Origin of the sequence: Ruegeria sp. HKCCD7255 (assembly GCF_013031565.1) — a bacterium.
Lineage (GTDB): Bacteria > Pseudomonadota > Alphaproteobacteria > Rhodobacterales > Rhodobacteraceae > Ruegeria.
In genome coordinates this window covers 104,735-121,636 of the sequence record NZ_WQAG01000012.1, presented here as the reverse complement: position 1 = coordinate 121,636, position 16,902 = coordinate 104,735, and the positions used below count along the sequence as shown (strand labels likewise).

Genomic DNA, 16,902 nt, shown 5'->3' with positions numbered 1-16,902 from the left:
TTTTCCTCGCTCTCGAGCGACCCGTAGCATTTGTTATGAAAGAGGGCGCAGGTTACCCTGCGCCCTCTCCTGTCGAAATTTTAGCGGAACGGCGGCGAGTAGAGCAGACCACCTTCGGTCCACTGGGCGTTCAGCCCGCGTGCCAGACCGATCGGAGTTTCTTCACCGATGTTCTTGGCGAACACTTCGCCATAGTTACCGTCCACTTTGATCGCGCGGGCGGCCCAGTCAGCGTCCAGACCCAGCATCTCGCCCAGAGTACCTTCGGTACCCAGCAGGCGGTTGACTTCCGGGTTGTCCGTACCAGCGGCCATCTCGTCGATATTAGCCGAGGTGACACCCAGCTCTTCCGCCGAGATCAGCGCGTTCAGAGTCCAGCGAACAACATCGCCCCACTCGTGATCGCCGTGGCGGACCAGCGGGCCCAGCGGCTCTTTCGAGATGATTTCGGGCAGCAGAACGTGGTCACCGGGGTTCTCGAACGAGGCGCGAGTCGCGGCCAGGCCCGAAGCGTCGGTGGTGTATACGTCACACGCACCCGCCAGGTACTGCTGTTGTGCTTCGGCGTTGGTTTCGATCGGAACCGGCTCGTAGCTGATGTTGTTGGCACGGAAGAAATCGGCCAGGTTCAGCTCGGTGGTGGTACCGGTTTGGATACAAACGGTTGCGCCGTCCAGTTCCTTGGCCGAGCTTACGCCCAACTCTTTGGGAACCATAAAGCCCTGGCCGTCGTAGTAGTTCACGCCAACGAATTCGAACTTGAGGTCTACGTCGCGGCTGAATGTCCATGTGGTGTTACGCGCCAGCATGTCGATCTCGCCCGAGGCCAGTGCGGTAAAGCGAGTTTTACCGGTGGTCGGAACAAATTCAACTGCACTTGCGTCACCCAAAACGGCTGCTGCAACCGCGCGGCACAGCGATACGTCAAAGCCCTGCCATTCGCCATTCGCGTCGGGCGAAGCAAAGCCGACCAGACCAGTGGTCACACCGCAGTTCAGCTTGCCGCGTGCTTTGACGTCGTCAACAGTTCCCGCCGCAGCTGCACCAGCAGCCAGACCGGCAATTGTCGCCGCGCCCAAGATTACGGATTTTTTCATTTTTACCTCTTCCTGATTTGCCATCCCCTGCAGGGACGTTTCTGTCCGGCACTCCCCTGCCGGAAAGGTTACCCAACGGGTGTCTCCCCTTAAGTGGCCTGAGTTTGGGCGCATTCATCAACAAACGTCAAGTGCCGGAACAGTGAAATCGATGGATCAAAGCCCAACCGGGCGACTCTGGCAGTGAAAAATTAAGCGCAAAGGATCAGTTCGATAGATCAAAGAAGTGTTTTGCATGCAGAAACGCTACGCGCTTCACTTCGGCCGCTGCCGCAGCCTCTTCATCATGACCCCATTGCTCGATCTGCCACAATTCGTCCAGACGCGAGATTTCCCAGATTGCATCGGGACTTCGCCAGTTCATCGCAGCGGCGAACCCCAAAACCAAAGAGCCAGACAGGCTGACCAGATCATGAAACGCGGCCAGCTGGAACGCGTCAAACGCATGTACACGTTGGGTTAACCGGGCAACAGCCTCGGATGGTTGAGGTTGGTGCAAAACACCGTCAACCGGTGAAAGCCGCACATCCAGAGCCTCGGCTGCCCAATCCAGCGCGGGGTCCCATTGTGAGGCCTGGCGGTGGCGCAGCTCTTGCGGATGCGTCGCACGATAGCAAAGCAGATCCGAATCGCCATAGCCTGCCAACATGTCTGCGACTTCCGCATGTTGATGAGTCACCTTGTCGATGGCTGCGTTGGCGGATCGCGTGACAGGCATGGTGACCGGATCAATCTCTTTCTCCTGCGCATCCCATTCCAGGGCAACCGCTTTGGCCATGGCTTGGGTCGGCAGGATCAAACCCGCTTTGGCAGGCGTCTTGACCCGCCGCCCATCCAGCTCAACAGTGAAACCACCTTCGGCCTCGACCACGGCGCTTTGCTTCCAAAAGCGTTTTGGTTTCCAGTCGCTCATCTTACTTGTCCCAAAGCTGTGCCAACGCAGGGCTAAGCTGCGCAAAGTCTTCTATTACCGCTGTGGCCGAGTTCAGAGCGGACACGTCGTGATACCCCCAACTGACACCGATAGAAGCAATCCCAGCCGCTGCCGCCATATCCATATCAAAGCGCGTGTCCCCGATCATGACGGCATGTTGTTCCGCGACACCGGTTTCTGAAAGGGCGGCTTGGATCATGGACGGATGCGGCTTGGAAGGGTGGTGATCCGCCACCTGCCGGGTGATGAAAAACCGCTCCAACCCATGTGCTTCGACGAGCGCGTCCAACCCACGTTGCGATTTCCCAGTCGCGACACCCAACAATGTCTCGGGCTGTGCGTGCAACTCTTCCAGAACGTCGCGCGCTCCGGGATAAAGCGGTGAGCTTGCCGCCCCCTGCGCCAAGCGTTGAGCGTGGTACGCTTGCTTGTATTCGTCAACCAACCGTGTCTGGTTAGCCACTGATTGCTGCGGTGCCAAGTTCTGCATCGCCTGTGGCAGAGACAGGCCAACGATGGACAAGATCGCATCACGCGATGGCGCATCAAGCGACAAAGCCGAGAAACTGGCCGTCATGGCCGAAACGATACTGCCCTGGCTATCGACCAGAGTGCCGTCCACATCGAATAGAACCAAACGCAAAGGGTTGCTCATTGCAGCGACTCAAAGGGATCATCTGCGGCCAGATCTTCGGTCCAGCCCAAAGTGTCCCAGCTGTCTTTCATATGCGGCGGCAGGCTGGCCGTGATCGTCACGGCTTTGCGGGTCACCGGATGTTCGAAAGACAGGCGACGCGCGTGCAGATGCAGCTTTTTGCTAAAGATTCCGCCCAGTTGCGCACCCCAGCCATCCCCCAGGTTTTCCTGACCTGACCCACCATATTTCCCATCGCCGATAATCGGATGCCCAATTGCGGCCATGTGGGCCCGCAACTGGTGGGTACGGCCCGTGATGGGCTCCATCGCAACCCAGGCCGCGCGCCCCGCGACACGGTAGAGCGTGGCGTAAAGCGTATGCGCCCGCTTGGCACCTTGGGTCTGATCGACATCGTTCAGATGCACGGCGATCATCTTTTCGCCTTCGCCCTGCGCACCATGGCCTGAGGCCTTGACCAGACCGGTTTTGATCTCACCCAGATAAGGGGTCGGCACGCCGGCAACCAACGCCCAATAAATCTTGCGCGTGTTGCGGTGACGGAAAGCCGCCGTCAGCCCCTTCGCTGCATCCCGCGTGCGCGCCATCAGCAAGACGCCCGATGTGTCTTTGTCCAGCCGATGAACAAGGCGCGGGTTTTCGTCACAGCCAAAACGCAATGCCTCGGACAAGCTATCCACATGACGGGTCTGACCGCTGCCACCTTGCACCGGCAACCCATGCGGTTTGTTCAAGGCCAGAACGTGGTCATCGCGATAGATCACGCAGGATTGGATCATCTTGGCATCCGCATCCGATATCTGACGCCGCACCTCGGCCGGTTTGTGATCCGCGTCGGGCAAGGGCGGCACCCGCACCGCCTGCCCCACCTCAAGCCGGGTCGAGGCCTTGACCCGCCCGCCATCGACGCGCAGCTCACCTTTACGGCACATCTTTTCGATACGGCCCTGGCTCACATGCGGAAACAGACGCCGCAGCCACCGATCCAGCCGCTGGTCGCCGTCGCCCTCTGCCACGGTGATGATCTGTACGCCGCTCATGTCGATTTCCTCTGACCCGCGCAGTCGATCCGCACGCGGTTCAAGCCTTTAGCTGCCTTTGAAAACATCCGCGTCTGTCGCGCGCGGGACCGGAAGAGTCAAGGCAGTACGCATCCGGGCCGCCAACTCACCCATTGCGTTGCGTTCTGAGCTTGGAAAAATAGTCCAAACGCTTCTTCAACTCACGCTCGAACCCGCGCTCAACCGGTTGGTACAGGCTGGGCCGCTCCATGTCTTCGGGGAAGTAGTTCTGCCCGGAAAACCCGTCTTCGGCATCATGGTCATAGGCATAGCCCGCCCCATATCCCTGATCTTTCATCAAAGATGTCGGTGCATTCAGGATATGTTTCGGCGGCGGCGCGCTGCCCGATTGCTTGGCCAAACGCATCGCCGCCTTATAGCCCACATAGGCCCCGTTAGACTTCGGCGCCAAAGCCAGATAGACAACCGCCTGCGCCAGTGCCAGCTCGCCTTCGGGGCTGCCCAGTCGCTCATAGGTCTCCCACGCGTGCAGGCAGAGCGATTGGGCTTGCGGATCGGCCAGCCCGATATCCTCGACGGCCATGCGCGTGATCCGCCGCGCCAGGTATCGCGGGGCTTCGCCACCTGTCAGCATCCGCGCAAACCAATAAAGCGCCGCGTCCGGGTCTGATCCCCGTACCGATTTATGCAAGGCCGAGATCAGATTGTAATGCTCATCGCCTGACTTGTCGTATTTCGCCGCGCGCCGCATCAGTCGCGTGGCCAGCGCATCAGGGTCCAAGGGTGCCTCGACCGCCCAGGCCGAGACCTGTTCGATCAGGTTCAAAAGCGCGCGCCCATCGCCATCGGCCATCTCTTGCAGCGCTTCGCGCGCGGGGCCGGTCAGCGGCAGTTCGCGCGACAGTTCTGTTTCGGCGCGCTGGGTCAGGCGTTCCAGATCCGCAAGGCTGAGCCGTTCCAGAACCAGCACCTGCGCCCGGCTCAGAACCGCGGCGTTCAATTCGAACGACGGGTTCTCGGTCGTGGCGCCCACCAGAAGGATCGTGCCGTCCTCCATATGTGGCAGAAACCCGTCCTGCTGCGCCTTGTTGAACCGGTGGATCTCATCGACGAACAGCAAAGTGCCCTGCCCGTTCTGACGCCGGATCTTGGCGGCCTCGAAGACCTTTTTCAGATCAGGCACCCCGGTAAAGATGGCGCTGATCTGCACGAAATACAGATCGGTTTCGCGAGCCAGCAAGCGCGCGATAGTCGTCTTGCCCACCCCCGGCGGGCCCCAGAAGATCAAGCTGGAGAGGCTGCCCGAGGCCAGCATCACCCCTAAAGGCGCATCCGGGCCCAAGACCTGTTCCTGCCCGATCACCTCAGCCAGTGTCTGCGGGCGCAACCTGTCGGCCAGTGGGCGATGCGGGTCTGCCGCCGGGGGCGTTTCGCCAGTGTCGAACAGATCGCTCATCGTGCTATAACCGAAACCGCAGCGAGACCGAGCGATTGCCGCGCAGGATGTCCATCTGAACGCGCCGCCCGGGATCAGTCAGCGCGCCCACCACATCCTCCGGGCGCACTACAGCCGTTCCGTTGATCGCGTTCACCACATCACCGGGCCGCAACCCTGCCCGCGCGCCCAAAGCCCCAGGGTCAAGCACAGCCACGCCCTCTTGCGACAGCGAAAGGCCCAGCCGCGTAATCAGGGACGGGTTCACCCGCGCCACTACCAGACCCGGCAGGACGGTGCCATCGCCCAATGTCGTCTCCTCTGACGCAGGCGTTTCAGGAGCGGGGATCAGGGCCACTTCGATCTCTTGTCGGTCTGCACCTTTCAGCCGGGTCAGAACCGAGGTCCCGCCAACGCCCGCGATGGACATGCGGAACTTCATCTCGGCGGGAGAATTGACCTCTTCGCCGTCCACATGGGTGATCACATCCCCAACGGACAAACCCGCCTCGGCCAGCGGACTAAGCGCATGCAGATCCGAGATGACGACACCTTCGGGCACAGCCAGACCAAGCGACTCCGCGATATCCGCGCTCATGTGCTGGCCTGCCATCCCTGCCCAAGGGCTGATGAACCGCTCGTTCCCGGCGCGGGCCTGATCCAGATACTCGGCCACCAGATTGGCCGGGATAGCAAAACCGATCCCGTTCGAGCCGCCCGAGCGTGTCAGGATCGATGTATTGATCCCGATCAGATCTCCGTTCACATCGATCAACGCCCCACCCGAATTGCCCGGGTTGATCGGCGCGTCGGTCTGAATGAAATAACCACGTGCATTGCCCGTCGCCGTACCGGTACGTGCCAGACCCGAGATGATCCCCGACGAAACCGTCTGCCCAACGCCAAATGGGTTACCGATTGCAAGCGCAAGCTCGCCTACCGCAACCTGATCGGAATCGCGCAAGGTCAGAAACGGCAGGTCTTCGGCCTCGGTTAGTCGCAGAATTGCGATATCGCTTTCCCGGTCCCCCAAGACAACCTCGGCCGAATACTCTCGGCGATCTGTGGTCACAACGCGTATCTCGGTCGCCGCGCCGACCACGTGATAGTTCGAAACCACATAGCCATCTTCAGACAGGATCACCCCGGACCCCAGCGAGTTCTGCACACGCGGCTGCGGCACGCCAAAGCCATCGCCGAAAAAGTCGCGAAAGAACGGATCCGTAAACAGCGGATTGGCTCGCCCCTGCCGGACGATCTTGGCATAGATATTTACCACGGCCGGAGCAGCCTGTTTCACCACGGGGGTAAAGCCCATCGAAATCTCGGCCTGTGACTGAGGCACGCGTGTTTCTGCATGGGCGACAGACGCACAGGCAAACAGAGCGGCAATAAATGTCTGGCGGAGCATTGGGACCTCGACCGCATTGAATTCAACCCGATATGCGGTGGCCAGCGCAGATATGCAAGCGGCTGAGCCAGCTGACCGGTGCCAAGTACCGCAACGGTCGGATTCTCTGTGGCATTAAAAAAACCCCCACGCCCGGGGCGCAGGGGTCGTTTTCGGAAAGCCCAGGCTTTCTTATTCTTCGTCAGCAGCCTCTTCGGCAGCAACGCGGGCCTTGTCGGCGGCGCCTTTGGCATCCAGGTCGCGGTCCACAAATTCGATGATCGCCATCGGAGCCATATCGCCATAACGGAAGCCAGCTTTCAGGATACGGACATAACCGCCCTGACGCTCGGCATAGCGGGGGCCCAGAACCTCGAACAGCTTCGCGACGTCCTTGTCTTCTTTCAGCTGCGATGCGGCCTGACGACGGGCGTGCAAGTCGCCGCGTTTGCCCAGGGTGATCAGCTTTTCAACGATCGGGCGCAGTTCTTTGGCCTTGGGCAGAGTTGTTTTGATCTGCTCATGTTCAATGAGCGAGCCAGCCATGTTTGCAAACAGAGCCTTGCGGTGCTCGTGCGTGCGGTTCAGGCGGCGGTAACCACGTGCGTGACGCATTTTCTAATTCCTTCTTTCGCGTTTTGCTTTGTCTGGCCGGCGATGCGTGTCACCGGCTCTCCTTGGGGCGGAACTGCCCATATGATCCCCGGCAAACCCGGGCATTTGGGAAGACGCGTTTAGAACGCGTCTTCGAATTTCTTGGCCAGATCTTCGATGTTGTCAGGCGGCCAATCCTCGACATCCATGCCGAGGTGCAGACCCATGCCAGACAGCACTTCCTTGATCTCGTTCAGCGATTTGCGGCCAAAGTTCGGGGTGCGCAGCATCTCGGCTTCGGTCTTCTGGATCAGATCGCCAATGTATACGATGTTGTCGTTCTTCAGGCAGTTCGCAGAACGAACCGACAGTTCCAACTCGTCCACTTTCTTCAGCAGCAACGGGTTGAATTCCAGACCATCATCTTCGTCCTGGCGGCCAGCCGCTTCGGGCTCGTCGAAGTTGACGAAGATCGACAGCTGATCCTGCAGAATGCGCGCAGCAAAGGCCAGCGCATCTTCGGGCGTGATCGAACCATCGGTTTCGATCTTCAGGGTCAGCTTGTCATAGTCCAGAACCTGACCTTCGCGGGTCGGCTGAACGTCGTAAGCAACCTTTTTGACCGGTGAATAGATCGCGTCGATCGGGATCAGGCCGATGGGCGCGTCTTCGGGCTTGTTCTTCTCGGCCGAGACATACCCCTTGCCGGTGTTGACGGTCAGTTCCATGAACAGATCAGCACCATCATCCAAGTGGCAGATGACGTGATCGCGGTTCAGAACCTCGATGCCTGCGCTTTCGCTGATGTCACCGGCGGTGACAATCGCCGGACCCTTGGCATTGATCGACAGGCGCTTGGGGCCTTCGACTTCCATGCGCAGGGCAACCTGCTTGAGGTTCAGGATGATGTCGGTGACGTCTTCACGCACACCGGCAACGCTTGAAAACTCGTGCAGCACGTTGTCGATCTGAACGCTGGTGATGGCCGCACCTTGCAGCGAGCTCATCAGAACGCGGCGCAGCGCGTTGCCCAAAGTCAGACCAAAGCCACGTTCCAGCGGTTCAGCGACCAGGGTCGCCTGACGCGCGGGATCGTTGCCCGGTTTGCCTTCCAACTGGGTCGGCTTGATCAATTCTGCCCAATTCTTGTGGATCATGTAATCCCTCCATTCCTGTCCGCGCCCCATGACCAACAAGGTGCAGACGCCCGAGGTTTAAAATGACGTGCTGGGGCCGTGCGAAAACGCGGGCCCCAGCTCAATTCAAAATCGCTTAGACGCGGCGGCGCTTCGGCGGGCGGCAGCCATTGTGCGCAATCGGCGTCACGTCGCGGATCGACGTGATGTTGAAGCCAACAGCAGCCAGCGCACGCAGGGCCGATTCACGACCCGAACCGGGGCCTTGAACTTCGACTTCCAGCGTCTTGACGCCATGTTCCTGCGCCTTCTTGCCTGCGTCTTCTGCAGCCATCTGAGCGGCGTAAGGTGTCGATTTCCGCGATCCTTTGAAGCCCATGGTACCAGCAGACGACCACGAAATCGCGTTGCCTTGTACGTCCGAGATCAGGATCTTGGTGTTGTTGAAGGTCGAGTTCACATGGGCCACGCCCGATGCGATGTTCTTGCGCTCTTTGCGCTTAACGCGAGTCTTGTCACGTGCCATCGGTCAGACCCTCCCTTATTTCTTCTTACCGGCAATGGCCTTTGCGGGGCCTTTGCGGGTACGAGCATTGGTGTGGGTGCGCTGACCGCGAACCGGCAGGTTACGGCGGTGACGCAGACCGCGATAGCAGCCCAGATCCATCAGGCGCTTGACGTTCATCTGAACTTCACGACGCAGATCACCTTCAACGGTGAAGTTTTCGTCGATGTATTCGCGGATTTTAAGTACTTCGGCGTCCGACAGCTCGTTGACGCGACGATGCGCTTCAATGCCCACGGCTTCGCAGATCGCTTTCGCCGAGGTGTTGCCGATACCGGTGATATATGTGAGGGCGATTGGTACCCGCTTTGCAGTCGGGATGTTTACGCCGGCAATACGTGCCACGTGTCACTTTCCTTTTCGTTGCGGTTCCGTAACTCCAGAACCTTTTTTCACAACGCTTTACCGTGGCAGTGTCGCCAGAGGGTTCAGCATTATTCGAGGTGGTCGGGGCAAACGGGGCGAATCCCGCCTGCGGTCTTGATTCCCATTGGGGATGGGGGTCGATATGGGCTTTTGAACGTGTCGTCAAGCCCATATTCAGAACAAGCTGGGTTAGGCGTCCAACACGCCTGCGATCGCGCCCTGAACCTCTTCGATCTCGCCCAAGCCATCTACCCAAGACAGATTGCCCTTGGCGTGGTAGTAGCCGATCAACATCGAGGTCTTTTTATAGTATTCCATCAGACGGGTCTTGAGGCTTTCCTCATTGTCGTCTGCGCGGCGTTTGAAGTCATTCTCTTTGCCGCAATTGGTGCATTTGCCATCCGCCGGGATCGGTTTGGTGATGTCATTATAGACCTCACCACAACCACCACAGGTCGACCGCGCCGTGATCCGTGCGACCAGCGCGTCGTCATTGACCTCCATCGCGATCACGGCATCCAGTTTTTCACCAGTGCTGTCCAGCAGATCACCCAAAGCGTCCGCCTGCGCCAATGTGCGCGGGAAGCCGTCAAAGATGAACCCGCCCTTTGCGCCCTGCTCCAGCTTTTCGCGGATCAGGCCGATGACGATTTCGTCGGTGACCAACTCGCCCTTGGCCATCACTTCGGCCACGCGGTTGCCCATTTCAGTGCCGCTGTCCTTGGCCTCGCGCAACATATCGCCAGTGCTCAGTTGCACCATTCCGCGGGTTTCAACCAGATGACGCGCTTGCGTCCCTTTACCTGCCCCCGGGGGGCCGAGAAGAATGATGTTCATCGACGCGCCGGAGCCTTCTTACCGCGTTTTTTACCCTTGCCGCGCAGTTGGGACTTTTCGATCAGCCCCTCGTATTGGTGCGCCAGCAGGTGGCTTTGGACCTGTTGGATCGTGTCCATGGTAACCGAGACGATAATCAGAACCGAAGTACCACCGAAATAGAACGGAATGGCAAACTGGCCCCGCAGGATCTCGGGCAACAGACAGACAGCCGCCAGATAAGCCGAGCCCAAAACCAGCACCCGGTTGACCACGTATTCCAGATACTCCGAGGTTTTCTTACCGGGGCGAATACCGGGGACAAAACCGTTTTGCTTTTTCAGGTTGTCCGCCACGTCATCCGGCTTGAAGGCCACGTTGAACGTATAGAAATACGCAAAGAACACGATCATTGAGGCAAAGAACAGCAGGTAAAGCGGCTGTCCGGGGCCGAAATTGGCCAGCAACCAGGACATCACAGGCCCATTGGTGGCCCCTGATGAAAAGGTCGAGATCGTCACAGGCAGCAACAGGAGCGAGCTTGCAAAGATCGCCGGGATCACGCCAGCAGGGTTCACTTTGACCGGCAGATGGCTTGATCCGCCCTCATAGACCTTCATACCGGCCTGACGGCGCGGATACTGAATATGGATCTTGCGCAAGGCGCGCTCCATGAACACCACAAAGGTAATGACGGCGATGACCATGATGATCACACCCACGATCACGGCGGGGCTGATCGCACCGCTGCGACCGCTTGCAAAGAACTGTGCCAACGCAGCCGGAACCTCGGCGATGATGCCAACAAAAATGATCAGCGAGATGCCGTTGCCGATACCGCGCGCGGTGATCTGCTCACCAAGCCACATCAGGAACATGGTCCCGCCGACCAGCGTGATCATGGTCGACATACGGAAATACAGGCCCGGATCGGTGGCCAGATCACCCGATTCCAGCGATACCGCAAGCCCATAGGCCTGCACGGTGGCCAATGCCACGGTGCCGAAACGGGTGTATTGGTTGATCTTCTTACGGCCCTGTTCGCCCTCTTTCTTGAGCTGTTCAAGCGCCGGTACCATCGATGTCAGCAGCTGCACGATGATCGAGGCCGAGATATAGGGCATGATCCCGAGGGCAAAGATACCCATCCGCCCCAGCGCCCCACCGGTGAACATCGAAACCATGCCGCCGATGCCTTGCCCCGCTTGTTCCATGAACTCGCGCAGCGCTTGCCCGTCAATCCCCGGCACCGGAATAAAGGTGCCCAGGCGATAGACGATCAGCAAACCCAGCGTGAACAGGATGCGGTTGCGCAGATCGGTGGCTTTGCCCAAAGCAGCCCAGCTTGTGTTGGCTGCCATTTGTTCTGCTGCTGATACCATAAATCGGTCTCTCTTATGAAAACACCGCCCGGAACCGTTTTCCGGCTCGGGCGGCGTCTGGGAAAACTTAGTGCTCTATGTAAGCAGGACTCGGCCCGCTCACAAGCGCTTACTCTGCCGCAGCAGCTTTTGTGACCGTCAGTGATCCGCCCGCTTTTTCGACTGCCTCGACGGCAGATTTCGAAGCACCGGTCACTTCCAGGTTCACTTTGGCGCTGATTTCACCTTTGGCCAGGACGCGGACACCGTCCAGTTTGCGGCGCACCAGGCCCGAAGCAACCAGAACGTCTTCGGTGATCGCCGCATTGGCGTCGAGTTTGCCCGCGTCGATGAATTTCTGGATCAGGCCCAGGTTGATAACGGCAAATTCCTTACGGTTCGGCTTGTTGAAGCCACGCTTAGGCAGGCGCTGGTACAGCGGCATCTGGCCGCCTTCATAACCATTGATGGCCACACCAGAACGGGATTTCTGGCCTTTGATACCACGGCCACCCATCTTACCTTTGCCGGAACCGGGGCCACGACCAACGCGAGTGCGTTTGGGTGCGGCGCCAGGATTGTCGCGCAATTCGTTCAGTTTCATTTCGCTTCTCCTAAGCCGGATGTGACCCCCGAAGCGTGATGGGTCAAACACGGCATTTCTTGATTTTGATTCTCGTGGAGCAAAATCCACCGGAGCGCTCTACAGCGTTGCGACTTTCGATGCAAGTTCCGATCTTAGGCTACAGGCAATCGGTCAAGACCCATGCGCAAAAATCGGCGCTTCTATGGGATCGATCCCATGCTTTGCAACCAACTGTCCGACAAGGCTGTTCGGGTCAGGTATGCCGCCGTACTTGTTGGATAAAATCGACCGCATCCGTCTGCCATAAAAGTGAATGGACACGGTGTCCTCTTTCATAAACGCCGACAGGTCGGCACCTGGACGCGCCAATGCCCTGCGCCGCGAGAAATTCACAGGATAAAACACGTGTTCGGGCAAAGCGTGTTCGATTTCTTTCGTCTTCGTAAGCGCCCATGTGATCGCCTTGGGACCCCAGGCACCCCAATAGACCTCAGGCACGTTGATGGGTTCGCCTTTTTCCTGCGCCTCTTGCAGCGGTATCCGGATACGTTTCGGGGTCCAAGGCGGAATAAGATAGGGATCTTGGGTGTAGGTATTAAGCAAACCCAAGGCTTCGCTATCGGGCGGCATCGCAAGCACCCCAATCGCAACCTCACCTTCGAGGTAGCCATAATAGTGACCGTTAGGCGTTGAAAATGGCTTCACGCAATAGGCATCGGTATCCGCCCAGATCAGATCGGGTTCCTGCACCAACATACGATATCGAAACTTGTCAGAATGCGGTGCCGGGCTTCCGGTTCGGCCATGCGTTATAAACTCGCTGTCGGGAAGAATGGTTCTGGCGTCGCGACGCTCAACCCCGTCGGGGATGTGCGTCACATCTCCGTAGGTATAGAGGCATACATGCTGTCCGGCATCCAAGAACGATTTGATGCAAAGCTGCTCAAGAAAGCTAAGGGGGCCATCGACCCATAACATTCCAATCTGGTATTCCCGCACGCTGCCGACTTTCTGCATTTGATCCGCAAAGGAGTTTCGCGGCCTGAACCAGCAGTAAGCAATTTTGCCGTCGCTGCGCAACGATCAGATTGTGAAGCAGGAGGCAGGCCGTGCTTTTGATGCTGCAAAACAAAAGAGGCGCCGGGGTTCCGACGCCTCTTGGCGAGTGAGTGGTTTGGGTTTTACGCGCAATAGGCGTGATCGCGCGCGATATCCGCGATGTCGCAGCGGCGCACGCCGATATCGTTGAGCTCACGATCGCTCAGGCTCTGCAGTTCGTGGAAGGTGCGGTTGTATTCCGCCGACCGTGCGCGGGCTTCTTTGACGCGCTCGACAAGTGCTGCAAACCGGGCGCTCAGGCCAAATCCGTTATGTGTCAGTGTAGCTGTATGTGCCATATTTCTATTCCTTTCTGTACCGAGGCGTATTCCCCGGGCGTTTCCATTTGTTCCTTTTGGGACAAGGCTCAGATAGGAGTGTTTGGCAGCGCTAACAACACAGGTTTCGGTCTAGCCGTTATGCGTTTTGGGTATGGCACGAGGCCAGTATTGATCAGTCTTCGTCGCTACTTTTGGCAACGGCACGGCCGCCTGATTTATTATGCAAACTCGGCTTTACCTGCGTCACTGCAACAGTGAAAAGCTATTTTTCTATGGGATTTTCATGAACCAAGTGTTCAGAAAAAGAGAGCCGAATGCATGTGTCCAGACCACTGCTTAGATCCCTCGTCGGCGTTGCCGACTAATTCCATCTATGGTCGACATCCGGGAAGCAAACGAACTGTTGGCTAGTCGAACATGCGCTCGCCCTGTTCGTCAATCACCTGTTTCGCCTTGGCGATGCTGACGCTTTCGGCCTGATCCCGACTTTCAAAGACATCTGCCCGGATCATTGTATGGGTCTTGCGATCTCCGTCGATGCTCTTTTCAATGCGCGCCATCAGGCGGAACTTGTTGCCCTCGGCCATCAAGTCGGGGAAAATCTCGAACTCTTTGTAAAAAACCGGCTCGGGCTTGGACTTTTCTGCGCCACCGAAGAGTTTAGACAATAGAGACATCGGGCCGCTCCCTTTAGCGTTGCGTAGGTCAGAGACTAGCGCCGATCGTTGGGTTGGTGAAGCGTGTTGTACACTCTTGTTGAAGGGATCCTGGACCCAAAAGCGCTTTCATTGATTGGTCAAAACCTTGGTATTGGCAGCGACGATCCAAACACTTGAAAAAACTATGGTGAACAAGGGCCCTTAACTCAACTCGATCTGACGCCAACACAGGTTCTGCCTCAATCCACCTGAGCTCTATGCAAACAGATAAACAAAAAACGCCCCCGACGTCGTCGAGAGCGTTTCAAGTTCTACAAAGAATTCGCGTTTAGCCGCGTTCTTCGATGATCTCGACCAGATGCGGGATCTTGTTGACCATGCCTCGGACCGAAGGGGTGTCTTCCAGTTCGCGGGTTTTGTGCATCTTGTTCAGGCCCAGACCGATCAGGGTTGCGCGCTGTTCGGCGGGGCGGCGGATCGGGGAACCGATCTGCTTGACGACGATGGTTTTAGCCATGGTTCGCTCTCCTTACGCTTCAGCTTCGGCGGCAGCCGGTGCTTCGTCCCGCTTGGGCAGGATGTCAGCAACTTTCTTGCCACGACGCGCGGCGACAGAACGGGGGCTCTGCTCTTTTTGCAGGCCGTTCATTGTGGCGCGGATCATGTTATAGGGGTTCTGTGAGCCCAGCGACTTGGACACAACGTCCTTGACGCCCAGCATTTCGAACACAGCACGCATCGGACCACCGGCGATGATACCAGTACCTTCAGGTGCTGTACGCATGACCACTTTACCGGCGCCGTGACGGCCCTCGATGTCGTGGTGCAGGGTACGACCTTCGCGCAGCTGCACGCGGATCATCTGACGCTTGGCCTGTTCAGTGGCCTTGCGGATTGCCTCGGGTACTTCTTTCGCTTTACCCTTGCCAAAGCCCACACGGCCTTTCTGATCGCCGACAACCACCAGAGCGGCGAAGCCAAAGCGCTTACCACCTTTTACGGTTTTCGACACACGGTTGATGGCGACCAGACGGTCGGCAAATTCCGGTGCTTCCTCACGGTCGCGGCCACGGCCCCGACGGTTTTCACGTTCTGCCATTTGGCATCCCTTTTCTCATGTGGCGCTCTCGGCGCCGTTTGCTTCAATCCAAGTGAGCCCCGACTGTCACCGAGGCCCCCGGATCATCGGGGCGGATCGAAACCCGCCCGCAATCTTTGATATCGCGCATCTTGATCCGAAAACCGGTACACGCTTTTCGGGATGCGCTTGGTCTTAGATCTTCAGACCACCTTCACGCGCGGCGTCGGCGACTGCCTTCACCTTGCCGTGGAACAGGAAGCCACCACGATCGAAATAGGCCTCTTCGACGCCTGCTTTCTTGGCACGCTCGGCGATGGCCGCGCCCACTTTGGTGGCCGCTTCGATGTTGTTCTTGCCAACAACGCCCAGATCCTTTTCCAGGGTCGAGGCCGAGGCCAGAGTCACACCGCGCACATCGTCGATCAGCTGAACAGAGATGTTCTTGTTCGAGCGGTGGATCGACAGGCGCACTCGGCCTGCATTGACCTTGCGAAGTTTGTTCCGAACGCGCAGGCGGCGCTTCAGAAACAGGGTTCTTTTGCTGTTTGCCATTTTCTGCGTCCTTACTTCTTCTTGCCTTCCTTGCGGAAGATGAACTCGCCCTTATAGCGGATGCCCTTGCCTTTATACGGCTCGGGACGGCGCCACTCGCGGATTTTGGCCGCGGTTTCGCCCACCAGCTGCTGGTCAATGCCTTCCACAACGATCTCGGTCTGCTTCGGCGCGGTGATGGTGACACCTTCCGGGGCAGTGAAATCAACATCGTGGCTGTAACCCAGGTTCAGCTTCAGGGTATTGCCCTGCATCTGCGCCCGGTAACCAACACCCTGGATCTCCAGCTCTTTTTTGAAGCCAGTCGTCACGCCGGTTACCAGATTGGCAACCATAGTGCGGCTCATGCCCCATTGCTGGCGGGCACGCTTTGACATGCCACGGGGGTCGATCTTGACCACGTTGTCTTCAACCGACAGCGTCACGTCGTCGGTGGCGGTAAAGCTGCGGGTGCCTTTCGGACCCTTCACTTCGATGGTCTGACCCGACACAGAGGCGGTAACGCCGCTGGGCAGCTCGACCGGCTTTTTACCAATACGAGACATTGCAGACCTCCTTAGAAGACGGTGCAGAGCACTTCGCCGCCAACATTGTTGGAGCGCGCGTTTGCGTCCGACATCACACCTTTCGGAGTGCTGACAATCGACACGCCCAGACCCTGACGGACCTGCGGGATGTCATTGACGCCCATGTAGACGCGACGACCGGGCTTGGAAACCCGCTTCAGCTCGCGAATAACAGGGGTGCCTTCGTAGTATTTCAGGCTGATTTCAATGGCCGGATGACCGTTTTCACCGGTCGTCTTTTCATAGCCACGGATGTAGCCTTCGTCCGCCAGCACGTCCAGAACCCAACCGCGCAGCTTGGATGCCGGGGTGGATACGGTGGACTTGCCGCGCATTTGCGCGTTGCGGATACGGGTGAGCATATCGCCGATAGGATCATTCATATCTATGTCTCCCTTACCAGCTCGATTTCACCATGCCGGGGATCTGACCAGCAGAACCCAGCTCGCGCAGCGCGATACGGCTGACCTTGAGCTTACGATAGTAAGCGTGGGGACGACCGGTCAGCTGACAACGGTTGTGCAGACGGGTAGCCGAGCTGTTGCGCGGCAGTTTCGCCAGTTTCAGACGCGCTTTGAAACGCTCTTCCATCGGCTTGCTCTCGTCATTCGCGATTTCTTTCAGCTCGGCACGCTTTGCGGCATATTTGGCCACCAGGCGTTCGCGCTTCTTCTCGCGTTCGATCATTGCTTTTTTAGCCATGTCTTA

22 protein-coding genes are annotated in these 16,902 nt (G+C 58.1%); all 22 read right to left on the bottom strand.

Going from position 1 to position 16,902, the window contains the following annotated elements; genetic code table 11:
- Nucleotides 1–80: 80 nt before the first annotated feature.
- Entirely contained in the window at nt 81–1,097 is a 1,017-nt protein-coding gene (locus tag GOX45_RS18680) for an amino acid ABC transporter substrate-binding protein (protein ID WP_171102895.1), read from the bottom strand.
- 205 nt (nt 1,098–1,302) lie between these two features.
- Nucleotides 1,303–2,010 carry an ATP12 family chaperone protein gene (locus GOX45_RS18675; protein WP_171102893.1) on the bottom strand — a complete coding sequence of 236 codons (708 nt, stop codon included), beginning with the start codon at nt 2,008–2,010 and terminating at the stop codon, nt 1,303–1,305.
- 1 nt (nt 2,011) lies between these two features.
- The gene (locus GOX45_RS18670) at nt 2,012–2,686 is read right to left on the bottom strand and encodes an HAD-IA family hydrolase (protein ID WP_171102891.1); all 675 of its coding nucleotides are present in this window, start codon (nt 2,684–2,686) and stop codon (nt 2,012–2,014) included.
- The gene (locus GOX45_RS18665) at nt 2,683–3,726 is read right to left on the bottom strand and encodes an RluA family pseudouridine synthase (protein ID WP_171102890.1); all 1,044 of its coding nucleotides are present in this window, start codon (nt 3,724–3,726) and stop codon (nt 2,683–2,685) included. Before GOX45_RS18665 ends, GOX45_RS18670 begins: the two co-directional genes overlap by 4 nt.
- A 127-nt stretch (nt 3,727–3,853) precedes the next feature.
- The gene (locus GOX45_RS18660; RefSeq protein ID WP_171102888.1) at nt 3,854–5,164 is read right to left on the bottom strand and encodes a replication-associated recombination protein A; all 1,311 of its coding nucleotides are present in this window, start codon (nt 5,162–5,164) and stop codon (nt 3,854–3,856) included.
- A 4-nt stretch (nt 5,165–5,168) separates the two neighbouring features.
- Nucleotides 5,169–6,554: a trypsin-like peptidase domain-containing protein gene (locus GOX45_RS18655; RefSeq protein ID WP_171102887.1), complete on the bottom strand. Its 1,386-nt coding sequence runs from the start codon at nt 6,552–6,554 to the stop codon at nt 5,169–5,171.
- Between the two features lie 171 nt (nt 6,555–6,725).
- Entirely contained in the window at nt 6,726–7,148 is a 423-nt protein-coding gene (gene rplQ, locus GOX45_RS18650) for a 50S ribosomal protein L17 (RefSeq protein ID WP_170476977.1), read from the bottom strand.
- Between the two features lie 119 nt (nt 7,149–7,267).
- Nucleotides 7,268–8,284 (bottom strand): DNA-directed RNA polymerase subunit alpha, encoded by a 1,017-nt coding sequence (locus GOX45_RS18645; RefSeq protein ID WP_171102885.1) that lies wholly within the window; start codon nt 8,282–8,284, stop codon nt 7,268–7,270.
- Nucleotides 8,285–8,399: 115 nt separating this feature from the next.
- A complete protein-coding gene (gene rpsK, locus GOX45_RS18640) occupies nt 8,400–8,789 on the bottom strand; it encodes a 30S ribosomal protein S11 (protein ID WP_008757289.1) in 390 nt (129 codons plus the stop codon).
- 15 nt (nt 8,790–8,804) lie between these two features.
- A complete protein-coding gene (rpsM, locus tag GOX45_RS18635) occupies nt 8,805–9,173 on the bottom strand; it encodes a 30S ribosomal protein S13 (RefSeq protein ID WP_171102884.1) in 369 nt (122 codons plus the stop codon).
- A gap of 210 nt (nt 9,174–9,383) precedes the next feature.
- Complete coding sequence (locus GOX45_RS18630) at nt 9,384–10,031, bottom strand: adenylate kinase (protein ID WP_171102883.1); 648 nt, start codon at nt 10,029–10,031, stop codon at nt 9,384–9,386.
- Nucleotides 10,028–11,392, bottom strand: coding sequence for a preprotein translocase subunit SecY (secY, locus tag GOX45_RS18625; RefSeq protein WP_171102882.1), 1,365 nt, complete (start codon nt 11,390–11,392; stop codon nt 10,028–10,030). Before secY ends, GOX45_RS18630 begins: the two co-directional genes overlap by 4 nt.
- Nucleotides 11,393–11,501: 109 nt before the next feature.
- Nucleotides 11,502–11,975, bottom strand: coding sequence for a 50S ribosomal protein L15 (rplO, locus tag GOX45_RS18620; protein WP_171102881.1), 474 nt, complete (start codon nt 11,973–11,975; stop codon nt 11,502–11,504).
- Between the two features lie 153 nt (nt 11,976–12,128).
- Nucleotides 12,129–12,974, bottom strand: a complete 846-nt coding sequence (locus GOX45_RS18615) for a hypothetical protein (protein ID WP_171102880.1) — start codon at nt 12,972–12,974, stop codon at nt 12,129–12,131.
- 164 nt (nt 12,975–13,138) lie between these two features.
- Complete coding sequence (locus GOX45_RS18610) at nt 13,139–13,354, bottom strand: DUF1127 domain-containing protein (protein ID WP_171102879.1); 216 nt, start codon at nt 13,352–13,354, stop codon at nt 13,139–13,141.
- 389 nt (nt 13,355–13,743) lie between these two features.
- Complete coding sequence (locus GOX45_RS18605) at nt 13,744–14,013, bottom strand: HlyU family transcriptional regulator (protein WP_171102878.1); 270 nt, start codon at nt 14,011–14,013, stop codon at nt 13,744–13,746.
- A 310-nt stretch (nt 14,014–14,323) separates the two neighbouring features.
- Nucleotides 14,324–14,512, bottom strand: a complete 189-nt coding sequence (gene rpmD, locus GOX45_RS18600; protein WP_008757946.1) for a 50S ribosomal protein L30 — start codon at nt 14,510–14,512, stop codon at nt 14,324–14,326.
- Between the two features lie 12 nt (nt 14,513–14,524).
- Complete coding sequence (gene rpsE, locus GOX45_RS18595; RefSeq protein ID WP_171102877.1) at nt 14,525–15,094, bottom strand: 30S ribosomal protein S5; 570 nt, start codon at nt 15,092–15,094, stop codon at nt 14,525–14,527.
- A 174-nt stretch (nt 15,095–15,268) separates the two neighbouring features.
- Nucleotides 15,269–15,628 (bottom strand): 50S ribosomal protein L18, encoded by a 360-nt coding sequence (gene rplR, locus GOX45_RS18590; protein WP_171102875.1) that lies wholly within the window; start codon nt 15,626–15,628, stop codon nt 15,269–15,271.
- An 11-nt stretch (nt 15,629–15,639) separates the two neighbouring features.
- The gene (gene rplF / locus GOX45_RS18585) at nt 15,640–16,173 is read right to left on the bottom strand and encodes a 50S ribosomal protein L6 (RefSeq protein ID WP_170467582.1); all 534 of its coding nucleotides are present in this window, start codon (nt 16,171–16,173) and stop codon (nt 15,640–15,642) included.
- A gap of 11 nt (nt 16,174–16,184) precedes the next feature.
- On the bottom strand, nt 16,185–16,577 hold the full coding sequence (gene rpsH, locus GOX45_RS18580) for a 30S ribosomal protein S8 (protein ID WP_068340741.1): 393 nt from the start codon (nt 16,575–16,577) through the stop codon (nt 16,185–16,187).
- Between the two features lie 13 nt (nt 16,578–16,590).
- Nucleotides 16,591–16,896 carry a 30S ribosomal protein S14 gene (gene rpsN, locus GOX45_RS18575; protein ID WP_010437098.1) on the bottom strand — a complete coding sequence of 102 codons (306 nt, stop codon included), beginning with the start codon at nt 16,894–16,896 and terminating at the stop codon, nt 16,591–16,593.
- Between the last annotated feature and the right edge of the window lie 6 nt (nt 16,897–16,902).